This window comes from Ensifer sp. Root127 (assembly GCF_001425225.1).
GTDB classification, from domain to species: Bacteria; Pseudomonadota; Alphaproteobacteria; order Rhizobiales; family Rhizobiaceae; genus Ensifer; species Ensifer canadensis.
The window spans coordinates 87,160-109,146 of the sequence record NZ_LMDX01000002.1 but is presented as its reverse complement, the minus strand read 5'-3'; the positions used below and the strand labels follow the sequence as shown (position 1 = coordinate 109,146).

Sequence of the window (21,987 nt, the reverse complement as noted above, 5' to 3'; positions counted from 1 at the left end):
AGCAATGACCGGGATAGCCTTTGTCGGAACCGGCTTCGTTGCCGACTACTACATGACGACGCTTGCCAACCATCCGCAACTGCGCCTCGCCGGCGTCTGGGATCGCGATGAAGCCCGCCTGGCGGCGTTTGCCGGCTACTGGAAGGTCAACCGCTACGCTTCACTGGACGCGGCGCTGGCGGATCCCGCGGTCACGATCGTCGTCAATCTGACGACGCCGGAAAGCCACTACATGGTAAATCGCGCAGCACTTCTGGCCGGCAAGCATGTCTATTGCGAAAAGCCGCTGGCCATGGATGTCGAGCAGGCCAGCGAGCTGGTGGATCTGGCGCGAGTGCGGGGGATGGTGCTTGCCGGTGCGCCGGCCAATGCGCTCAGCGAAGCGCACGCGCTCTGCACCTCGCTTCTTGCGAGCGGCGCCATCGGCACGCCACGCCTCGTCTATGCGGAAATGGAAGATGGTCCGGTGTTCAAAGCCAACTGGCGCGAGTGGCGCAGCCGTTCCGGCGCCCGCTGGCCCGGCGTGCATGAGTTCGAAGTCGGCTGCACACTCGAACATGCAGGTTATGCCGCAAGCTGGCTCGTTTCGCTGTTCGGACCGGTTGCCGAAGTCAGCGCCATTTCCGCCCTGACCTTCCCGGACAAGGGGCCGGGCACGGAAAACTTAAGCCTTGGCCCGGATTTTTCGGTCGGTTGCCTTTCCTTCCGCTCCGGCGTGACGGCTCGTGTGACCTGCGGGCTTGCGGCTCCGCGCGACCGCTCGCTGACCATCATCGGCGACAAGGGCACCATCGTCGTGCGCGATCTCTGGGACAACCGCTCGCCCATACATCTGGAGGCCTTCGGGGCGAAGCGCCCGCTGCAACACCGTATCCTCGACTGGGTCGAGTGGAAGGTCGGCCGCAAGCTGCCGCTCCGGCTCTATGCCGGCCGGAAGGTACGCTATCCTGCCCGGGTCGTGGCGTCGCAATTGCCCGCCTATCCCTCGAAGATCGATTTCGTTGGCGGGATTGCCGCCCAGGCCGAGGCGATCGCTCGTGGGGAAACGCCGTACTTCTCCGGCGCGACCGCGCGCCATCTGACCGAGATCGTGCTTGCGCTCAACAGCGGTCGTCAGGGCTATCGCCCGCTCGATCTATGACGGCGGTAAAGCACGGATCGTCTCGATGATTTCGATCGCCTGGATGCTGCGCGATGTCGGCATCAGGATGTGCTCGTGCCAGCCCTCCAGGATCGCCGCACTTGCCGCCTCGATCTCGAATTGCAGTCCGTTGCCCGGGAACGGCAGATCGAAGCGTTGAAGGCCGGGCAAGGAGACGCGCCTGGCAATGCGCGTCAGCATCTTTGCCCACGGGCCCTGGCCCCGAGGTGCGATGACTTTGCGGACAAGACCGTTGTCGCCAAGAAACAGTCGGCTCGCCTTCAGAAACGGCGCGTCGATGACGAGGGTGCCGCGATCGCCGTCGATGATGAACCGATTGTCGCCGTCGCGGTCGAAGCCGCAGGAAAGATGGGCCTGGAAGCCGGTGTAGGAAAGCCGCATTTCGGCCGAAAGATCGACGCCGGTGGGCGCGCTTTGCCAGCGTCCGTCGACCGCCCGTGGTTGTCCGAACAGGTTGAGGCACAGGGACAGTGGATAAATGCCGAGGTCGAGCAGCGATCCGCCGCCGAGCCTTGCGTCGAAGAAGCGGCTGGTGGGATCGAATGGTTTTTCATAGGCAAGCTCGGCTATGACATGCCGGATGCGGCCGAGAGCCTCTGCGCCGAGCAGGGTCCGGACTTTGGCGATCGCTGGCAGGAAGCAGGTCCACATGCCTTCCATGGCGAAAAGGTTTTTGGCTGCAGCCAAGGCTGCGAGTGAGCGCGCATCGTCGAACGACGTTGCCAGCGGCTTTTCGACCAGCACAGTTTTGTTCGCCGACAGGAAGACGATCGCGTGCTCCAGGTGCACGGCGTTTGGCGAGGCGACATAGACGGCATCGATACCTGGATCGGCGGCAAAGGCATCGATGCTGGAATGGCTGGCGATGCCGCCGAAACGGGCGGCGAAGGCGTTGGCCTTCTCCTTGCTCCGGGAATAGACAGCGGCCAGCTCAGCATTGCCGGTAAACTGGATATCGGACGCGAAGCTGTTCGCGATCGCGCCGGTACCAGCGATGCCCCAACGGACCTTGTCTTGCATTGCGTGAAACCCGATGTCCCGGCAGTAGGTTCAAAATGCTACAGCGTCCTTTGCGCGTCATATTTGAGGCGCGGCGCTGTAATGTCCGGGCGCATCCTGACCCCGAAACCTCAAGGCCGCGTAAACATCGCAGGCAAGCCCCTGGCAACATTGACGGTCGATGTTACCTGGGCAACGAGGCACTTCGGCCGGGCAATGGCTTGCCCCGTCTGCCGATCTTCCAGAAAAGAGTAAGCCCCGCGCGATTTCTCGTGTGGGGCTACTTCAGGGCATGATCCCTGTTACGGACTGAGTAGGTCAGGCCGAGCGGCGGACCAAAGTCTTTTCTGTCACGGCATTTGCTTCGACGCCGTAGATATCGGAGAGCGTACCCAGAATTCTCATGACCGCGTCGGACGAGCTGGAATAGTAGATCGTCTGAGCGTCACGGCGAGTGCTGACCAGATTCTGGGCTCTCAGTTTGGACAGGTGCTGGGACAGGGCGGACTGGCTCAAGCCCACCTTATTGGCCAATGCGCCGACAGCCATCTCTTCCTTGACAAGGGAATCGAGGATGAGAAGGCGCTTAGGATTTGCCATGGCCGAGAGGAAGCCAGCTGCTATCTCAGCTTCATCGTGTTTTTCAGGCGAAAGTGGCTGCATTGCGTGCTCCATGCGAAAATTACATCACACGTAGTTATGGTTGACGAAGGACGATAATTAGTCGTGATGCATAAAAGGGCAACCACCTACTGCAAGAAATGGGGGTATCTGGCGAGCGATTAACCGTAAAGTTCGCGCAAAAGTGGCCGTAACTCCGAGCTGTCCCGCATTGGCGCGGGGAACTCGAGCCGCTTCAGTTGGTCGCCAAGGGCCAGATCCAGGCCGGCAGCGTCGATACCGACCACTTTCCAGTCACCCTCCGGGCCGTTGCAAAGTTTTTCAGCGTAAAATCTGACCGCTTCGGCATGATCGGCGTTCATATGCTCGATAGCGCCTGCTTCCATGGCGGCGAGCGATGCGGTGGCGGGTGATTCGATCACCAGATCCTGCGCGGTCAGCACATAGGCGCGGCCGAAACCACCGTTAAGGCTGGCGCGTAACGGGTTCAGGCGGAAGAAACCGAAATCCGGAAAATCGACATAGAGCTTCGATTTCGGATGGCGGCGAACGAATCGTTCGCGGATGCGGGCATGGGCATCCGAATCACGCGAGATCGCTTCGGCCTCGCACTGAACCGTCAGCCGTGGATGGGCGAGGGGATCGCCCTTGCCGGGGTCGCCCGTCAGCAGCGAGGCGCGCGTGTCGGCAAGCAGTGCCTTGGTATGGGTCGACAGCTTGGAAATCAGGATCAATGGCACGCCGTCGACATCCATGCCGACGAGAACGCGACTGACGAAAGGAAACCCACCGCTCTCCGGTTCGATCGCCGCAAGCGAGCCGCTGCGTGCGCCGCGCAGAAGCGTGTGCGCAAGCTTGCGCGCCTCGTCATCGGTTTCGCGCAATACGTTCGGTTTGTCGGTCATTCGTCGGTCCTTCCAGAAATTCAAGCGCGGTTCCAGACGAAAAAGCCCGGAACTGGTGCCGGGCTTTTATTGGCTTCTTGTGCGTTTTCGTCAACTTTTGTTGCGGTGTCGCGTCAGGCCTTCAACGATGTTTTGCGCGTTGATCGTGCCGACGACGGAGCCGTTGTCGACGACGCCGACGCTGCCCGGCTGTCGGGACATGGCGTCGAGGATATCGACGAGCGGCGTCGTCGGCTTGGCGGTCGCCGTCACGCCGGCCACGGCCGCTCCGCGTTGGATGCCGGTCTGCATCACGTCCTTTGCCGTCAGCATGCTGATCGGGTTCATGTGCTGGACGAAATCGGCGACATACTGGTTCGCCGGGTTTCTGACGATGTCCTGCGGGGTTCCGCACTGGATGATGCGGCCACCTTCCATGATGGCGATGCGGTTGCCGATGCGGAACGCCTCGTCGAGGTCATGGCTGACGAAGACGATTGTCTTCTTCAGGCGGCGCTGGAATTCGAGCAGTTCGTCCTGAAGCCGGGTGCGGATCAGCGGGTCGAGGGCCGAGAACGGTTCATCCATCAGGAGGATCGGCGCGCCGGTTGCAAAGGCGCGGGCAAGACCGACACGCTGTTGCATGCCGCCTGAAAGCTCGTTGACCTTGCGGTCGGCCCACTTCGTCAGGTTGACGAGCTCTAGCTGCTCGCCGACGCGGGCCTTGCGTTCCGCGTCGGGCATGCCGGCAAGCTCTAGGCCGAAGCCGACATTGTCGGCGACGGTGCGCCAGGGCAAGAGCGCGAACTGCTGGAACACCATCGACACAGTGTGCATGCGGAAGTCGCGCAGCGACTTTGGTGTGGTGCGATAGGGGTTGAGCGGCCCGTTTGCGGTCTTGACCTCGACCTCGCCGCGAACGACGGGCGCAAGGCCGTTGACGGCGCGGAGCAGCGTCGACTTGCCAGAGCCTGACAGCCCCATCAACACGAGGATTTCACCCTCGTTGATCGCGAGCGACGCACCGGCGACACCCAGCACCAGGCCGGTTGCGGCGCCGATTTCGTCACGGGTCTTGCCCTGGTCAACCATCTGGAGCGCGGTCTGCGGATTGTTGCCGAAGATGATGTCGACATTCTTGAAAACGACGGCGTCGGTCATGCACCCTCTCCTTCGTCGGACGAGCGGAACAGGCGGTCGAGGATGATGGCGAGGATGACGATGCAGAGACCAGCCTCGAAACCCTTGGCGACGTTCACCGAGTTCAGTGCGCGAAGCACGGGAACGCCAAGGCCGTTGGCGCCGACGAGTGCGGCGATGACCACCATCGACAGGGAGAGCATGATCGTCTGGGTAAGGCCCGCCATGATCTGCGGCATGGCGAAGGGAAGCTCGACCTTGCGCAGCACCTGGCCGGGTGTCGCGCCGAAGGCCTGTGCCGCCTCCACCAGCGAGGGCGGCGTCGAGATGATGCCGAGACGGGTGAGGCGGATCGGTGCGGGAATGGCGAAGATCACCGTTGCGATCAGGCCCGGCACCATGCCGAGACCGAAGAGAATGAGCGCGGGGATCAGATAGACGAAGGTCGGGATCGTCTGCATCAGGTCGAGGATCGGCCGCATGACGGAGTAGACCCAGGCCCGGCGCGCGGCGGCAATGCCGAGCGGAACGCCGACGGCCATGCTGACGACGCTGGCCGCCAGCACCAGCGCCAGCGTTTCCGTCGTTTCCTTCCAGTAGCCCTGATTGATGATCAGCAGCAATCCGAGGCCGGTGAACAGTGTCACGCCGAGCGAACGGCGGAACCACCAGGCGAGTGCGGTGATAACCGCAACGACGATCAGCGGGTGCGGCGTCTGCAAGATATAAAGCAGAACGCCGACGACGCCGGACAGGAAGCGAGCGAGCTGGTCGAAGAACAACTCGAAGTTCGTCGTCAGCCAGTCGACGAACGCCTTGGCCCAGCCGCCAATGGGAATGCGGTATTCTGTCAGAAATTCCACAGGGTGAATCCGTCTCGTCAGATCAACACTATCGCGCGATGCGGTGAAAAAAGGCGGGGACTTCCCCCGCCTTGCTGCCGGTCAGAGCCCGAGCGCGGTCTTGACAGCGGCGAGACCTTCGCCGCCATCCTTGGTCGTGACGCCGGCAAGCCATGGGTCGATCGCCGTCGGGTTGGCCTTCAGCCATTCCGTTGCGGCAGCGTCCGGCTCCTTGCCGTCATTCAGGATCTTGCCCATGATCTCGTTTTCCATCTGCAGCGAGAACTTGAGGTTCGTGAGCAGCTTGCCGACATTAGGGCATTCGGTGGTGTAGCCGGCGCGCACATTGGTAAAGACGCTGGCGCCGCCGAAATTGGCGCCGAAGATGTCGTCGCCGCCGGAGAGATAGGTGAGCTTGAAATTGGCGTTCATCGGATGCGGTTCCCAGCCGAGGAACACGATCGGCGCGCCATCCTTCTCGGAGCGGGCGACCTGAGCCAGCATGCCCTGTTCGGAGGATTCGACAACTTCGAAACCCTTGAGCCCGAAGGTGTCCTTGTCGACCATGTCGATGATCAGGCGGTTGCCGTCATTGCCCGGCTCGATGCCGTAGATCTTGCCCTCGAGCGCGTCCTTCTTGGTGGCGATGTCCTTGAAGTCCTTGATGCCGAGTTCGGCACCCTTGGCGTTGGTCGCCAGCGTGTATTTCGCGCCTTCGAGGTTCGGTCCGAAGGATTCGACCGACTTGTCGTCGAGATAGGGGCGCACGTCGTTTTCCTGGGTCGGCATCCAGTTGCCGAGGAAGATGTCGATGTCCTTGTTTTTGAGCGAGGTGTAGGTGACCGGAACGGAGAGAACCTTGATATCCGTCTCGTAGCCCAGGCCCTTGAGGACAGCGGAAACCGTAGCGGTGGTGGCGGTGATATCGGTCCATCCGACGTCGGAGAACCGGACGGTGCCACAGTTTTCAGGCTCGGCTGCCGCGGCGTTTCCGGCAACAAGGGCAGCCACCGAAACGGCGCCCGCGAGCATGAATTTGAGAGAGAGTGCTTTGTTCATCGTTGTCGTTCCCCTGCCTCTATTATTGTTTTAGCCAAACACATTGGAGCTTTAGCCAAACACCATTGGATAGCGAATTCAAGCGCTTTGATGTCGAAGGAAGTGTATTGCGTCAATACGCGGACGGGATGCACGCTGCGACGCAGAATGTCGCAATGCCCACGAAATGGTCAAGTTGGGCGAAAAACTGTGGGTCGCGCAAACGGGCTCTGGCCTTCGGGCCCAAGCCTCGTCATGAACCGGCAAGACGATTTCCGGGAACGGCAGGATATGGCCAAACTCTATTTCAGCTATGCGACGATGAATGCGGGCAAGAGCACATTGCTGCTGCAGGCATCCTACAACTACCAGGAACGCGGCATGCGCGTCGTCATGCTGATCGCAGCGTTCGACGACCGTGCCGGCACCGGGCGCATTTCGTCACGCATCGGCCTCGATGCGGATGCCATTCCGTTCCACGGTGGCGACGATCTCTACGCGTTGATCGAAAAGCTCAACACCGATGGTGCGGGCCAGATTGCCTGCGTCTTCGTCGACGAAGCGCAGTTTCTCGACGAGGAGCAGGTCTGGCAGCTGGCGCGGGTCGCCGACCGCATCGGCGTTCCCGTCATGGCCTACGGGTTGCGCACCGATTTCCAAGGCAAGCTTTTTCCGGGCTCGATGGCGCTGCTGGCCATTGCCGACGAGCTGCGCGAAGTGCGCACGATCTGCGACTGCGGCCGCAAGGCGACCATGGTCGTCCGTCTCGACGGGCAGGGCAACGTCGTTCGCGAAGGCGCCCAGGTCGAGGTCGGCGGCAACGAGAAATATGTCTCCTATTGCCGGCGCCATTGGGAAGACAAGATGCGCTGCGACCCCGCCTGAAGCCGATAAACCGGATTCGATTCAGGGCGTTATGCCGCGAGTTTGCAGTGCTACAGCATCCTTCGCTCGTTCTATCGGACGCGCGGCATCGCGGTGCGACTGCATGGCGTCTTGAAAGCCACGCATTCTGGATGCCATGCTGATCCCGGTTTTCCCCGATGAGGTTCGCGATGCCGCGTCTGCTTCCCTATCTTCTGCTCTGTCTCTGTCTCGGAGCGACGCCCGGCCATGCTGGCGGTGACGCCAAGGCGGGGGCATCAGTCTTCCGTAAATGCGGCGCCTGCCACACGGCGACCGAGCCCAACAATAGGGTGGGGCCGAGCCTGATGGGCGTGATCGGCCGTCCGGCCGCCTCGGTCTCCAGCTACAGCTATTCGGAAGCGATGAAGGCCTTCGGATCCGAGGGGCATGTCTGGGACGAAGCGACGATGAGCGAATATCTCCTCAGCCCCAAGGCGATGGTCGGCGGCACCAAGATGAGCTTTGCCGGGCTGAAGAAGCCGCAGGACATTGCCGACGTCATCGCCTATCTCAAGGACCCATCCGCGGCCAAATAGGCAATGCCTTCGATATCTCAATCACTTCGACGGGACGGCTGACCAAAAAAGCCGGCCGGCGAGGCTTGTTCTCTTTCGATAAACACCCTTTATATACCTGCAATCGAAGGCTGAACAATTTGGCCCGGATGGCATCTGTTGCCTCAACCGATCCAGGGGGATGATATGGCGACTCTTCAGAATTTTGACGCGGAAATCGAGAAGACGAAAAGCGTTGTCGAGCAGATGCGCGGCAAGCTTGAGCAATCCGGCGTCGTGCTGGAGCAATTCGCCAAGGCCGAGACCAAGCTCGGCGACGTCAATTTCGATATCGAGAACGCCCGCATCCAGGACGTCATCAGCCAGCAGAAGGTGATGGAGGCCAACATCGCCGACCTGATCATCGGGCTCGAAGATGCGACCAACGTCTTCGGCTCCGAATTCGAGAGCATGAAGAACTATACCGGCTACGAGAAATTCATCGGCATGTTCTCCAAGCAGAAGATGCAGCGCATGCGCACCGACCGGGTGCGCAACATGTCGCTCGCCGGCAACCTGCAGGAGCTGCTGTCGAAATCCGATACCATCGTCGGCATCCTCAAGGACCAGAAGTCGATCCTCGACCAGCGCTACAAGACCTCCGAGCAGAGCCTGATCCAGGTGATCGAGCGCCGCAAGGGCACGATGTCCAATCTCGAAGCGGTGCAGAAGCGTATCGAGGAGCTCAACCCGCTGCTGCTCGACATCGAGAACCGCATTGCTGCGTCGACCGAGCAGAAGGTGCGCACCGAGCTTGAAGGCGAGCGCTCGGCGCTGGCGACGGAATACAACGAGAAGCAGGCGAAGGAGCAGGAGCTGCTGGCCGAGAGCCAGACGCTCGAGCGCTACACCTCGATGTTCCAGACCTTCGTCGATTCGCTCAACAACCAGATCGCCGCACAAAACACTCTGATCAACAAGCTGACGATCGATACCGAGCAGCGCATCGTGCTCTACAAGGCGCTCGAGGATTCGTTGAAGACCGCCGCCCAGCAGGATGTCGCCCACAAGATCAATACGCTCGGAAGCCAGGTCGATACGGCAGCGGAAGAGACGATGGCGGGCATCGGCGCCGCTGCCCAGCGCCATATCGGCGACTTGCTCGAAATGCACGAGAAGAACATGCTGTCGACGCAGGATATCCAGCGCCGCAAGAAGCTGGCCGACGATGCGTTTGCCCGACGCTTCCAGACGGTCATGGACAAGCACAACACCGCCAACTACGTGAAGCAGTGATCGGCGGCAGGGCACGGGCATGCACATGATAGGGTCCGAGTTTGCCTTGCGGCACGCGCCAGGGGGAACGGCATGAAAGTGGCTGCATCCCCCGCCGTGACGCAGTATTTCGCCTCGATCCATTCGGCTCTTGCCGGGCTCGAGCTGTTTCTCGGTGACCGCAATTCGCCGCTCTATCGCAATACGGTGGTCGGTGAGGTGATCGTTCCCTATCTCGCCCGGCTGAAAGCTTCGATCGCCTGCTGGGAGAACCGCATCGGCTTCGTCGATCAGTTCAGGATCTCCCGGGCCGAGAGCGGCTTCCCGGTTTTCCAGAACGTGCTCGAACTGGAAAACGACCGCCAGGCGGCGCCGAAGCGGCTTGCGGATATTCCCTCGGCCGATGCCCTGCGCGAGGAGATGGCCGACTTCATCCTTAGGCAGAAGGCTTTTCCTGAGGCGCTGCAGTCGCGCATGGCCGAGCGGCTCTATCTCGAGCAGATCGGCAAGGGCGAGATTTTTTCGCCGTTCATCCTGCCGGAAACGATCCGCGTTGCCGTCAACCCGAAGACGATGCGGCCCTATTACATCGTGAGCTGGGGCGCCTTCGACGGCACCCAGACCCTGCCGATGGTCTATATGGCGACGATCGAGGATTCCTCCGAGAAGATCGTCGAGATGCTCGTCACCGCGGATGGCAAGCTCAACCCACAGGTCGAGATTCCGCTGCCGGTCGGCGGCCTGCTCAATCCGGAGCTTGCCAGCCGCTTCGATGATTTCGCCTCTAAGAACAGCACCTACTCGCTGACGCCGGTGACGATCGCGACCAATATGGACAAGGATTTCCCCGAGCTGCACCCCAAGCAGTTGCGGCGCATCGTGCTTGGCCCGTTCTATTCGGCCGGGATCACCGAGAACAATGCGAAGATCAACGAGATCCTGTCCAAGGTGCGCAAGCCCGAAAATGCCTGGCTCTTGACCTGGACCGTGCAGGAGGTGTTTTCGAAGGCCGAACGCGCCGCACAGCGCGGCTTCTGGTCGACGACGCCGGCGCAGGAGGAATTCCACATCGACACCGACAATCTGGAGGCCACGCGCATGGGCGTTTCGTCCTACGAGAAACATGCGCTGGTGCCGCACGACGCCTATCAGGCGCTCTATGCATCGGGCGAGGCGGCCCAGGTGTTCGGTGACTACAAGGTGCATGTCATCTCCGGAAACCAGGTCGTGAGCGAGGTTTAAGCATGACGCTCAATACCGGGCTGACGACGCTGCACGAGGACGAGATCGCCAAGCACCAGGCGGTCGCGCAGGGGCTGGTGACCAAGCTGGTGATCCTCGAGCGGGACGAGGGATCAGCCGGCACACCGCTCGCCGGCACCGGGCGACGGTTTGTTTCGACGGTTTCGACCGGCGGCCAGCGCCGCACCCGCGAGGTCGAGCTTGCGCGCACGGTTCAGGCGGTGCGGCAGGGCGACCAGATGCTGTCGCCGGCGCAGCATGCGGTTCTCTACAGGACCCGTCGCGGCATCCAGGTGGCGCTGGCTGTCGCCGACGTCTTCGCGCGCCAGACGAACCTCGAACAGCTGCAGGCGCGCAACACGACCGCGCCGCTTGCCGGCGAGGACGCCAACCAGTTCAAGGCGCTGCTCAACGCTTCCGCCTATATCTCCGCCTTCACGCTGGCCGCCTATCTCGGCTCGACGCTGTCGGGCGAGGGCGAGCCGGTGGACGATGCCGTCGAGCCGGACTTCCTGTTCGATACGCCGCAGGATGCCCTGAAGGGGCTGATCGCGGCGCTCGACCGCAGCATTTCCGGTGCGGCCGACGATTTGGCGCTGACGGCGCGTGCCCGTGCGTTTTCGCGCGTTGCCATCGAAGGGCTTATTGCGCGCGAGGGCCGCTTTACCGGCCTGCAGAGCTTCGAGAACGTGCATATCCGGCTCGACCAGGACGACTTCACCCTGAACGGCTTCGACGTCGCGCCCGGCCAGAAGCGCAAGCCGCTGGTGATGACCTTCAAGAAACCGGAAGAGATCATCGGCAACCATATCGCCAAGTATCAGGCGCTGAAGCTTGCCAAGATGCTGATGGCCTATGACTTCGACCGACAGATGAACCCGTTCGTCGAACTTGGCGGCTTCCTGTTCACCTTTATCGGCGACGGCATGCCGGGCACCGGCAAGACGATCCTGATCCAGATGCTCGCCGGCATGCTCAACGAATATTGCGAGATCGCCGGCTACGCCTTCCACTACGAAAACTTCGGCGTCGACCAGATCTCCTCCTATCAGGGCAAATCGGGCCAGAACTGCAAGGAGTTCGTCAACAACGTCATCAACCCGCGCGCCATCGGCTTCGGCACCATCGACGATGTCGACCAGGTTGCGGCCAAGCGCTCCGACGACCGGGCATCGGCCGGCCAGCACGAGGTGACGGCGGTGCTGATGGAAAGCTTTGCCGGCGCATCGACGGTGGTGCGCGGCAACTGCACCTTCGGCATGTTCTCCAACTATCCCGAGAATGTCGACGATGCGCTGCGCCAGCGCGCCGGCGCCCGCTGGCTGGTCGACGGGCCGCAGACGGAAGACGACTATATCGACATCTTCGCGCTGCTCGTCGGCAAGAACCACAAGATCCCACTCGGCAAGCACGCGCTGTTCGAGGGACAGGAGATCAAGCGCGCCGTGTCGCAATCCTACGGGGCGCATTCGCGACCGCAGGAGGAGGGGCTGGTTTCCGTCTGGGAGCGGTACCAGAAGGAGAAGGGCGCGCTTGCCACGCTTGCCGATGTCGGCGCCTATCTGCACATGATCAAGGAGGCAGAGCCGCGCTTTACCGGCCGGGCGATCAAGAACATCACCGACGCGGTCAAGCTCAGGGCGATGGACGTCGAATTGCCCGACGACTGGTTCAAGGATGCCGGCTCGTTCATGCACAAGGGCTATGACGAGAAGAAAGCGATGATCGAGGCGCTTCGCGGCCCGATCACCATCGAGATGGTGCTGCAGGAAATCAACCGCTACGCCGACAGCGAATTCCGCTACACCGACAAGTCGGACGATGCCGCCGTCACCGACATCATCCGCCGCGAGCGCCAGCGCGAAAAGGCGATCCGCGAGATCGAGGCGATGAAACGCGACGGCCGGTGGCAGGGCTGATGGCGGGGAGCGCTGAGCTATGAAACGTCTGCTCGAAGCCGAGCTTATCTATGGACGCCTGCTCGATATCGCCGAGCCGCATCTGATCGCGCGCTACAACAAGGCGCTGGAGGGCTTTGGCCTGCGTCCGACGGCGCTGGAACGCTTCAGCATCGACATGACGGGGTTCTCGCCGGAGATTGCCGACGAGCTTGGCGATCGCGACTATCTCGACCCCAACCGGGTGAACCGCCGTTTCATCATCATGACGCCGGATCAGGCGGAACTGCCGGTGGTGCACACAAGCTTTTCCAACACGGCGGCGTTGATGCACGAGTTCTTCAACGCCAACAGTCGGGCGATCAACGCAGTGACGATCAAGGATGCACTCTACGGCGAGATCGAGGATTCGGTTTCCATCGTCGACGACATCGATGATCTGCTGTCGATCAACGAGGTGCGCTTCCGGGTGCTTTCCGCAGAAGACATGCTGGGCAAGGCGGCCGAACTCAGGAGCCTGGTCGACCGACTGAAGAAGGTGCCGACCGCCTGGACTGATGACGAGATGCTGAACCGCATGGTCGAACTGGCGAAGGTGACGGGCGACATCCGCCAGAACGCGCTGGTGCCGGATCAGCTGGTTTTCCGCCACGATGCCTTCTGGGCCAATCACTTCGGCGGCGTCTATGTCTTCCTCGACGAGAAGACGACGACCGTCATCTGCGACCCGTCGGTCCCCGGTTTCCGCCGGTCGCGGCCCTGGCAGGTCAGCTACATCGCGATCGACGATCACGCCCGCATCTACGATTTCCTGGCCTCGACAAAGCGGTTGCAACTGCCCCAGGCGTCCTGGGTCGAGGACTCAGGGCTCTACCAGCATCGCGCCGACATGGTGGTGCGCGGTTTGATCAACGATGCCGATCCGACGACGGATCTTGCCCGCGCCGACCGGATCTGGCTGCAGACCTGGATGCATCGCAACGCGGCACTCGTTGCCCAGGATGCCACCTATCCCTTCCTGCAGGAGATGCAGCGCATGGTGCAGACGACGGGCAGCATCCGGATGCAGGATGTCGCGCCGGCAAACCGCTTCATGCTGGTGAGGGCCGCGCCCGTTCATCCCGATCAGTGGCTGGTCAACCGCTTGATCGCCCAGCTCGTTCCCCGCGATTTCGTTTCCCGCTTCGTCTTCGACAAGCAGGGGTTTTATGACGCCTACGAGCGTTACAGCGAAAAGTTCAGGGAATATGTTGTGACGACCTTGACCGGCACATATCTCAAGGACAAGGCGGCCTTCCGCCGCAAGCTTTACGGCCTCAGAGAGGAATAGGACATGTTTGATCCGATCGTCGCGTTTTTCCAGCGTGTCTTTACCGCGATCGGTCGCGGCATCGGCCTGGCCGTTGCCTGGCTGCTGTGGCCGTTCGTTGCGCTTGGAAACTGGTATCGCCAGCGCAACTGGATCATCAAGGGGCCGATCGGCATCATCCTGCTCGGCCTGATCTTCTTCTACGGCTATTTCATCTGGCAGACCCAGGCCTGGACGAATTTCGATGCCGACTATGTTGATCGCTACAAGCTCGCCGAGCGCAAGGTGCCGGCGGGTTCGCCTGTGGCGGGGCCCGGTGTCACGACCGGACAAACGACGACCGGCGCAGCGGCAGCCAACCAGGCGGCCGCGGTTACGCCGCCGGCCGAAGTTACGCCTGAGGCACTTGCCGCCGTGCAACTGCCCGCCGGGACCCAGTGCCAGACCTCGGCGATCGTCGATGTCGCGGCCGATCTCATCGATTTCAACGTCAATGAGAATGCCTGGATTTCGTCGATGCTGCTCTACAAGGTCGGCTTCTTCGGCCTCGATTGGGACGATACGCCTTGGCTCGACAACAAGGCATCGTTCCAGCGCGGCATCAACCAGGCGGTTCGCCGTACCTCGGTTGAACTGGTCGATTCACTCGGTCGCGTTCGCGGCACGTCAGGCATCAACAACGATCTGCAGCGGGCGCGTGGCAACATCCAGTTCGACGAGGAGACCTGGTACTTCGGCCTCAATCCGTTTGGCCCGAAGACCCCGACACCGAGCTTCTATCGCGCTGCCATGCGGGACATGCGCACCTTCAACACCACGCTTGCCAAGTGCGATGCCGTCTTTGACGGTCGCGCCGATAACCTGGTGGAGTTCCTCGACCGCATCGCCAACGATCTCGGCAACACCTCGGCGATCATTCGCGAGCGCTCGGAAAACCACAATGGCGGCTGGTTCGACACGCGTGCCGACGACCGTTTCTGGTTCGCCTACGGACAGCTCTACGGTTACTACGGCATCCTTTCGGCTGCCGGCGCCGACTTCGAGAACGTCGTCGCCCAGCGCGGCCTGACGCCGATCTGGACGGAAACGATCAAGCAGCTGCGCTCGGCACTTCGCATCCAGCCGTTCATCATCTCCAACGGCGAAGAGGCCGGCTGGATCATGCCGACGCATCTGGCGACCATGGGCTTCTATATCCTGCGGGTGCGCTCCAACATCGTCGAGATGCGCGACATTCTCGCGCGATAAAGATCAGCGCCTGATGGGCGGCAGCTCCAGCCGGAGTTGTGCCTTCCGGCGAAGGTGCAAGAAACGCCTCATCCCGAATGGGGTCAGGCACAGAAATGCAGCTTGGGGGGAGGGGAAAACCCATGGTGGAGGTCAAGTCCGATATCGAAATCGCGCGTGCCGCGAAGAAGAGGCCGATCCTGGAGATCGGTGCAAAGCTCGGCATTCCGCCGGAGCATCTGCTGCCCTACGGCCATGACAAGGCAAAGATCGGCGCGGAATTCATTGCTGCACAGAAGGACCGCAAGAACGGCCATCTGATCCTGGTGACCGCGATCAATCCGACGCCCGCCGGCGAGGGCAAGACGACGACGACGGTCGGTCTCGGCGACGGCCTCAACCGCATCGGCAAGAAGGCGATCGTCTGCATCCGCGAGGCGTCGCTCGGCCCCTGTTTCGGCGTCAAGGGTGGGGCGGCCGGCGGCGGCTACGCCCAGGTGGTGCCGATGGAGGACATGAACCTTCATTTCACCGGCGATTTCCACGCCATCACATCCGCCCACAACCTGCTTGCGGCGCTGCTCGACAACCATATCTATTGGGGCAACGAGCAGAACATCGACATCCGGCGCATTTCCTGGCGACGGGTGATGGACATGAACGATCGGGCGCTGCGCAACATCGTCGGCTCGCTCGGCGGCGTTGCCAACGGTTATCCGCGCGAGACCGGTTTCGACATCACAGTTGCTTCCGAGGTCATGGCGATCCTTTGCCTTTCGATGGATCTGAAGGACCTGGAAAAGCGCCTCGGCAACATCATCATCGGCTACCGGCGTGACAAGAGCCCGGTCCTTGCCCGCGATATCAAGGCGGACGGGGCGATGACCGTGCTGTTGAAGGATGCGATGCAGCCGAACCTGGTGCAGACGCTGGAGAACAATCCGGCCTTCGTGCACGGCGGCCCGTTCGCCAATATTGCCCATGGCTGCAACTCGGTGATCGCGACGACCACGGCGCTGAAACTCGCAGATTACGTGGTAACCGAAGCCGGCTTCGGCGCCGATCTCGGCGCGGAAAAATTCTTCGACATCAAATGTCGCAAGGCCGGGCTCAAGCCCGATGCCGCCGTCATCGTCGCCACCGTGCGCGCCATCAAGATGAATGGCGGCGTCAAGAAGGACGATCTCGGCAAGGAGAACCTCGAGGCGCTGCGCAAAGGCTGCGCCAACCTCGGCCGCCACGTCCAGAACGTCAAGAAGTTCGGCGTGCCTGCGATCGTCGCGATCAATCACTTCACCTCCGATACCGAGGCCGAGGTGCAGGCAATCAAGGACTATGTCGCAACGCTCGGTGCAGAGGCCGTGCTCTGCCGCCACTGGGCCGAAGGTTCTGTAGGCATCGAGGAACTGGCGCGAAAGGTAGCAGCACTCGCCGAAGGCGGCCACTCGCAGTTTTCGCCGCTCTATCCCGACGAGATGCCGCTGTTCCACAAAATCGAGACGATCGCCAAGGACATCTACCACGCCAGCGAAGTGATCGCCGACAAGTCGGTGCGTGATCAATTGCGCACCTGGGAGGATCAGGGCTACGGCCACCTGCCGATCTGCATGGCCAAGACGCAATATTCGTTTTCGACCGACCCGAACCTGCGCGGCGCGCCGACGGGCCACACGGTGCCGATCCGCGAAGTGCGGCTTGCCGCCGGCGCCGGCTTCATCGTCGTCATCACCGGCGAAATCATGACGATGCCGGGCCTGCCGAAGGTGCCGTCATCGGAGAAGATCTACCTCAATCAGCAGGGCTATATCGAAGGCCTGTTCTAGAGCAGTTCCAGGAAAAGTGCGAAGCGGTTTTCCGTCAGGAAATGCGTAAAAACAAAGAGATAGAGCGCTTATGCGATTCCGTCTAAATCGGAAACGCTTGAGCTCCCGGCTACTGTAAGTTTCCGTAAATCGCATTCGATTTAGGGATAAAAGCAGCGGCAATTTAAAGCGCTACAGCGACCTTGGCGCGTCTAACAAGACGCGCGGCGCTGTAGGCATAACGCCTCAAACCGAGATCGATTTGAGGCGTTATGGATTGATTTTAAAGCGTTTCCGCTCCCGTTTCGCTTCCCGAGGCGCCACGTCTCAGTTGAGGCTGATGAAGTCCGCCTTGCCGACGGGAACGCCCTTATGGCGGAGAATGTCGTAGGCCGTGGTCAGGTGGAAATAGAAGTTCGGCAGCACGAATTTCAACAGATAGTCCTCGCCGCTCAACGTCATCTTCAGCTTGGTGAAGGTCAGGGTGACCTCGCGGGTTTCGCTGCCGTCGAGATCGGACGGTCGAACGGTCTCCAGGAATGCGACGGTCTTGCCGATGCGCTCGCGCAGTTCCCCGAACGTCTTCTCCTCATCGGGAAAGCTCGGCACCTCGAGCGCGGTCAGCCGGGCGATGGTGCCCTTTGACGTGTCGCTGGCGCGCTGCACCTGGCCTGCAAGCGGCAGCATGTCGGCGACCAGTCGGGCGTTGACCAGATCGTCGAGCGAAAGACCGGTTTCGCCGGCATGGGCCTCGGCCTTGTCGAGCAATTTGCCGAGGACATTGAAGCCATGGACGAAGGTGGGAACGGAGAGCCTGTACATTGTGAGCGCCATGGAGGTTTCCTCGGGCTTGGGGGGCAGTGATATTCCTGGGCTGCTATCTGGGGAAGGAAACCTGATCCTGCAAGGTATCTACGCCACCTTTGTTGCCGTGCAAGCCGTGCGGGTTGCTCGCTTGATGGTGACGAAAGGGAGAGGGTATTGTCCTGATCAGTGCGTCCGTGCTGATGTTGCGAGTGCCTGCCCACCGATACGATGTGAGCAAAATCGATCTGAGCCGCCATGACCCCGTTGGACCTTGAAGCTTATCTTCACGCCCATATTCCGCTTTCGGCAGCGATGCAGGTTCATGTCGACGAAGCGATTGATGAGCACGTGCGGCTATCTGCGCCGCTCGCTCCCAACATCAATCATCGCGAAACGGTGTTCGGCGGCAGTGCCTCCGCACTCTCCATCCTTGCCGCCTGGTCGCTGCTGCACGTGCGGCTGACGCACGCGGGCGTTCCGGCCCGCCTCGTGATCCAGAGCAACCGGATGGAGTATCTGAAGCCGGTTGCCGGTGCATTCTCCTCTCGGTCAACCCTTGCGGACATGGGGCAATGGCCGAGCTTCCTGCGGCTGTTTCACCGTCGGGGCAGGGCAAGGATCGTCGTTGCCGCCGAGTTGCTGGATGACGGTGAGCTTGCCGGGCGTTTCGAAGGCGAGTTCGTCGCCCTTGGCTATGGTGCGGATTAAAGCGTTCCAGATAAGGCGCGAAGCGGTTTTCCGTCAGGAAATGCGTGAAGCAAAACGATAGAGCGGTTCAGCGACTCCGTACAAGGCGGAAACGCTCTATCGGCAGTAACGATATCCGTTCCCGCGCTCGATCACGTCGAGATGCAGGTGCGTCTCATGCGCCGCGTCGCTGCCCGGATCGAGCACGGTCTTGAAATACAGGCAGGCCGAAGCGGTGATCGCACGCTGGAAGGCGCCGGTCATGGTGCCATCCTCGTCGCGAGGCTGGATCTCGATGGTCTTGCCGTCGCTGAGCGTGAACGAAGCGATGTCGACGGCGTTGCCGTGGGCATGCTCTGAGATCTTGCCTGTCGGGGCGTTGTTGCGCAGGCGGCAGATATAGGTGGAGGCCTGGTTCAACATCTTGACGGTCGTACCCTTGGCAAACGCCACGTCGGCCGCCGGCTGTACTGCTTCCTTGGTCCAGCGCGCCAATGCCAACGCCGCCTCGCAGCGCATCAGCCCCTTCGGCGCCAGTTTCACGTCGGGCAACACGCTTGTCACATCAAGCGGCTTGTCGATGCCGCAGCCCTTGCCATCGTCGATCCGCTTGGCTTCGGTGAAAACGGCACCCAATGCTTTCAGCTCCGATAGGCACTTGGCGTATTCGGTCGGGTTCTCGTTTTCGACCGGCGGGTAGATGACGGGGGGCTCTTCCGCCTTGTAGTCAGTCGGCTTGTCCGTGGTCTTCTCCTCGCTGGCGGCGTCGCCCTTCTTGCCGTCGGCTCCCTTGTCGCCGTCCTTCTCAGTTTCTGTGCCTTCCGCCGGCTTCGGCTCAGGCGTTGGCGCTTGGCTGCCCTGTTGACCGCTGGGAGGCTGCTGGTCCTTGTCTTCGTCACCTTCCTTCACCCGCGTTTCCGGCTTCTTTTCAGGAGCGGGTACCGGCGCCTCGGCCTGTGCGTCCGCAGGTGGTTTGGGTAGGGGAAGGGGGCCGGTTTTGGGAAGGCTCGCGCCTGTGAGGAGCAATGTCGACAGGAAAATCAGGGGGATATGGCAACGCATGCGTTTCCTTTCACATGTCCGCGAGGGCAGGCCTCGACGGGGAGGAACGCATGGGAAGCCATCTGGTTTCATCGGCTTGATGCAAAGAGCGTTGCAGTTCGGCAACGCCCCGAATTGGGACGATCCCATAAATTGTTGGGGAGGCGTTTCTATCTTGACAATAATAGTCATGTTTTTTATGCGGCATAAATGAGGCGACGCAATGTCGCCACGTATTCGAACCCCACGCCCAGCCAGCCCCTTGAGTTCGCCGCTCAACAGCAAGCCCGGCCCATGAATTCAAAAGGATTGGTCCATGCTCAACCGGCACCGTCGCCTGGCACTTTTGGCGTGCACGACTACACTTGCTCTTTCCGCCGCCTCTGGTGCCTTCGCGCAGACCGCGACGACCGCGCCGAAGGCAAACGAACAGAATGCCGAGGCCGCCAAGAAGGGCGAGACCTTCCTTTCGCCGATCGTCGTCAAGGGCGCGCGCACCAGCGACCCCTATGCAAAGGCCGGCCCGGTCAGCGTGGTGACGACCGACCAGATCGACCTGCAGTCCGGGCTTGAAACCGATGACCTGCTGCGCGGTGTTCCCGGCACGTCGACGGCGAACAATCCGCAGAACCCGGGTGTGGCCGTCAACATTCGCGGCTTCGAAGGTTCCGGTCGCGTCAACATGATGATCGACGGCGTGCGCCAGAACTTCCGCTTCACCGGTCACGAAGCGCAAGGTCTCGCCTATTTCGACCCGGCGTTCCTGTCCGAGATCGACGTCACCCGCGGCGCCGTCACCGGTGTCGGCGGTGGCGCATTGGCCGGCTCGGTCAACTTTAGGACCTATGACATCGAAGACCTGATCCAGGACGGCAAGACCTATGGCGGCATTGCCTCCGCCACCTATGGCACCAACGGTGCCGGCTGGTCGGAATCGCTGATCGGCGCCTACCGCTTCAACGACGTCTTTTCGGTACTGGGCGGTATCAGCAAGGCCGACCCTGGCAATTACGACAACGGCAATGGCGTTCAGGTGCCCTATACCGAGGAAGACCTGCTGTCTGGCATGCTGAAGTTCGAGATTACGCCGGATGAGGATCATACCTTCAAGTTCAGCGGCATCACCTATGACAATGACTTCTTCGCCAACTCCTACTTCCAGAACGTGAAGAACCAGACGCTGGCCGCAAGCTATTCCTATACGCCAGACAACGAACTCATAGATTTCCGCGCCAACGCCTATTGGAACCGGTTGAAGATGAAGTACGACACCGACGTCAGAGGTGGCGGTACTGCCGCCGGCCGTCAGATCATCGACACCGGCAAGGGCTTCGACATCTCCAACACCTCGCTGTTCGATCTTGGTGACGTTGCGGTCAGGGCCAATTACGGCGTCGAGTATTTCCGCGATGATTACGACGTCATCAACAGCACGGCGCGGCCGAGCGGTGGTGTCAACGGTGGCGGTCGCAATGCCACGACCGGCGTCTTCAGCACGACGACCTTCACCTACGGTATCGCCGACCTGACGGCCGGGCTGCGCTACGACCACTACAGCCTCGACGGCTCGGGCGCCGTTGTCGCCGGCAACCCGATCGGCCTTCCGGCAGGTCCCTACACAGTTGACAAGTCCGATGGACACCTCAATCCGAGCATCACGCTTGCGCTCAACCCTACGGACTGGTTCCAGCCCTACGTGACCTACGCAGAGACCTCGCGCCCGCCGACGGTCAACGAAACCTTTGCCGGTGGAACACACCCGGGCTCTAGCGGTCAGTCCTTCTTCCCCAATCCGTTCCTGGAGCCTGAAATCTCCAAGGGCTGGGAAGTTGGTGCCAACTTCTCCTTCGACGGTCTGCTCGACTCCAGCGATAGCCTGCGTGTGAAGGCCAACTACTTCCACAACAGGATCGACAACTACATCACCGCGGCAATGCTTGGTGGCGGTCGCCAGATCTTCTTCGTCAACAACCCTGGCACGTCGACGGTTCAGGGCTTCGAACTGCAGGCGGCCTATGATGCAGGCTTCGTCTTCGGCGACCTCGCCTATACCTATACCGACAGCAAACTGCCATCGCAGATCAACGGTTTCGGCGTGCAGACCTACCTGCCGGACACTATCGTCAGCGCGACGCTCGGCGCCCGCTTCCTCGAAGATCAGCGCCTGACGGTCGGCACGCGCTTCTACGCGGTTTCGAGCGCCGACGTCGGTGCGATCAACCGCACGCCGCCGACCGTTCCGGGTTACGGGCTGGTCGATATGTTCGCGAACTACAAGTTCGAGAATGGCTTCGAAGTGACGGCAACGGTCACGAACCTGTTCGACAAGGCCTACACGCCGTCGTCGAGCACCATTGCCGGCAGCACGATCGACACCGGTCGCGGCCGGACCTTCCTGGTCACGGCGAAGGCCAAGTTCTGATCGATCGCAGACGAGCTCCAGTCGGAAAGGCGGCCCTTCGTGGCCGCCTTTTCTTTTGCTCCTGCGGCGGCACTTTTTCCCGCTTGCGCAAGGCTGCAACCCGCGCTAACACTTTCGCCCATGACAAATGCACGCAACATTTCGATCTGGTGGTGGGCTCGCTGAGGCGGCCTTGACCAGTCATGCGTGAT

General features: G+C 61.3%; 20 protein-coding genes. 12 read left to right on the top strand and 8 right to left on the bottom strand.

Annotated elements, in window-relative coordinates:
- The first annotated feature begins 4 nt into the window (after positions 1-4).
- Complete coding sequence (locus ASD03_RS07275) at positions 5-1,141, top strand: Gfo/Idh/MocA family oxidoreductase (RefSeq protein ID WP_057212589.1); 1,137 nt, start codon at positions 5-7, stop codon at positions 1,139-1,141.
- Here ASD03_RS07275 and ASD03_RS07270 read toward each other — a convergent pair.
- From ASD03_RS07270 to ASD03_RS07245, 6 genes are all read right to left on the bottom strand, one after another.
- Positions 1,136-2,182, bottom strand: coding sequence for a Gfo/Idh/MocA family oxidoreductase (locus ASD03_RS07270; RefSeq protein WP_025427992.1), 1,047 nt, complete (start codon positions 2,180-2,182; stop codon positions 1,136-1,138). The genes ASD03_RS07275 and ASD03_RS07270 overlap by 6 nt on opposite strands.
- 297 nt (positions 2,183-2,479) lie before the next feature.
- The gene (locus tag ASD03_RS07265) at positions 2,480-2,824 is read right to left on the bottom strand and encodes a metalloregulator ArsR/SmtB family transcription factor (protein ID WP_025427991.1); all 345 of its coding nucleotides are present in this window, start codon (positions 2,822-2,824) and stop codon (positions 2,480-2,482) included.
- Between the two features lie 119 nt (positions 2,825-2,943).
- On the bottom strand, positions 2,944-3,687 hold the full coding sequence (locus ASD03_RS07260; RefSeq protein ID WP_025427990.1) for a HugZ family protein: 744 nt from the start codon (positions 3,685-3,687) through the stop codon (positions 2,944-2,946).
- 90 nt (positions 3,688-3,777) lie between these two features.
- A complete protein-coding gene (gene choV / locus ASD03_RS07255) occupies positions 3,778-4,827 on the bottom strand; it encodes a choline ABC transporter ATP-binding protein (protein WP_025427989.1) in 1,050 nt (349 codons plus the stop codon).
- Positions 4,824-5,669, bottom strand: coding sequence for a choline ABC transporter permease subunit (choW, locus tag ASD03_RS07250; RefSeq protein WP_025427988.1), 846 nt, complete (start codon positions 5,667-5,669; stop codon positions 4,824-4,826). The genes choV and choW overlap by 4 nt, the downstream gene beginning before the upstream one ends.
- Before the next feature lie 81 nt (positions 5,670-5,750).
- Positions 5,751-6,707 (bottom strand): choline ABC transporter substrate-binding protein, encoded by a 957-nt coding sequence (locus ASD03_RS07245; RefSeq protein ID WP_025427987.1) that lies wholly within the window; start codon positions 6,705-6,707, stop codon positions 5,751-5,753.
- Positions 6,708-6,977: 270 nt separating this feature from the next.
- On the opposite strand from ASD03_RS07245, the gene ASD03_RS07240 reads away from it, so the two are divergent.
- From ASD03_RS07240 to ASD03_RS07205, 8 genes are all read left to right on the top strand, one after another.
- On the top strand, positions 6,978-7,571 hold the full coding sequence (locus tag ASD03_RS07240; RefSeq protein ID WP_025427986.1) for a thymidine kinase: 594 nt from the start codon (positions 6,978-6,980) through the stop codon (positions 7,569-7,571).
- Positions 7,572-7,741: 170 nt separating this feature from the next.
- Positions 7,742-8,128, top strand: a complete 387-nt coding sequence (locus tag ASD03_RS07235; RefSeq protein WP_025427985.1) for a cytochrome c family protein — start codon at positions 7,742-7,744, stop codon at positions 8,126-8,128.
- Positions 8,129-8,293: 165 nt separating this feature from the next.
- A complete protein-coding gene (locus ASD03_RS07230; protein ID WP_057205736.1) occupies positions 8,294-9,382 on the top strand; it encodes a hypothetical protein in 1,089 nt (362 codons plus the stop codon).
- Between the two features lie 72 nt (positions 9,383-9,454).
- On the top strand, positions 9,455-10,603 hold the full coding sequence (locus ASD03_RS07225; protein ID WP_025427983.1) for a hypothetical protein: 1,149 nt from the start codon (positions 9,455-9,457) through the stop codon (positions 10,601-10,603).
- Between the two features lie 2 nt (positions 10,604-10,605).
- Positions 10,606-12,522, top strand: a complete 1,917-nt coding sequence (locus tag ASD03_RS07220) for an AAA family ATPase (protein ID WP_057212586.1) — start codon at positions 10,606-10,608, stop codon at positions 12,520-12,522.
- Positions 12,523-12,541: 19 nt separating this feature from the next.
- Positions 12,542-13,831 carry a DUF6638 family protein gene (locus ASD03_RS07215; protein WP_025427981.1) on the top strand — a complete coding sequence of 430 codons (1,290 nt, stop codon included), beginning with the start codon at positions 12,542-12,544 and terminating at the stop codon, positions 13,829-13,831.
- A 3-nt stretch (positions 13,832-13,834) separates the two neighbouring features.
- Entirely contained in the window at positions 13,835-15,058 is a 1,224-nt protein-coding gene (locus ASD03_RS07210; protein WP_025427980.1) for a DUF2333 family protein, read from the top strand.
- Positions 15,059-15,180: 122 nt separating this feature from the next.
- Complete coding sequence (locus ASD03_RS07205; protein ID WP_025427979.1) at positions 15,181-16,860, top strand: formate--tetrahydrofolate ligase; 1,680 nt, start codon at positions 15,181-15,183, stop codon at positions 16,858-16,860.
- A 306-nt stretch (positions 16,861-17,166) separates the two neighbouring features.
- Here ASD03_RS07205 and ASD03_RS07200 read toward each other — a convergent pair whose 3' ends face one another.
- Positions 17,167-17,673, bottom strand: a complete 507-nt coding sequence (locus ASD03_RS07200; RefSeq protein ID WP_025427978.1) for a DUF1993 domain-containing protein — start codon at positions 17,671-17,673, stop codon at positions 17,167-17,169.
- A gap of 228 nt (positions 17,674-17,901) precedes the next feature.
- On the opposite strand from ASD03_RS07200, the gene ASD03_RS07195 reads away from it, so the two are divergent.
- Entirely contained in the window at positions 17,902-18,354 is a 453-nt protein-coding gene (locus ASD03_RS07195) for a YiiD C-terminal domain-containing protein (RefSeq protein WP_025427977.1), read from the top strand.
- A 96-nt stretch (positions 18,355-18,450) separates the two neighbouring features.
- On the opposite strand, the gene ASD03_RS37360 is transcribed toward ASD03_RS07195, so the two are convergent.
- Positions 18,451-19,395, bottom strand: coding sequence for an extensin family protein (locus tag ASD03_RS37360; protein ID WP_025427976.1), 945 nt, complete (start codon positions 19,393-19,395; stop codon positions 18,451-18,453).
- A 295-nt stretch (positions 19,396-19,690) separates the two neighbouring features.
- On the opposite strand from ASD03_RS37360, the gene ASD03_RS07185 reads away from it, so the two are divergent.
- Positions 19,691-21,796 (top strand): TonB-dependent hemoglobin/transferrin/lactoferrin family receptor, encoded by a 2,106-nt coding sequence (locus ASD03_RS07185; RefSeq protein WP_025427975.1) that lies wholly within the window; start codon positions 19,691-19,693, stop codon positions 21,794-21,796.
- A gap of 120 nt (positions 21,797-21,916) precedes the next feature.
- A complete protein-coding gene (trpLE, locus tag ASD03_RS39895) occupies positions 21,917-21,961 on the top strand; it encodes a trpE operon leader peptide TrpLE (RefSeq protein ID WP_178385073.1) in 45 nt (14 codons plus the stop codon).
- Positions 21,962-21,987: the final 26 nt, after the last annotated feature.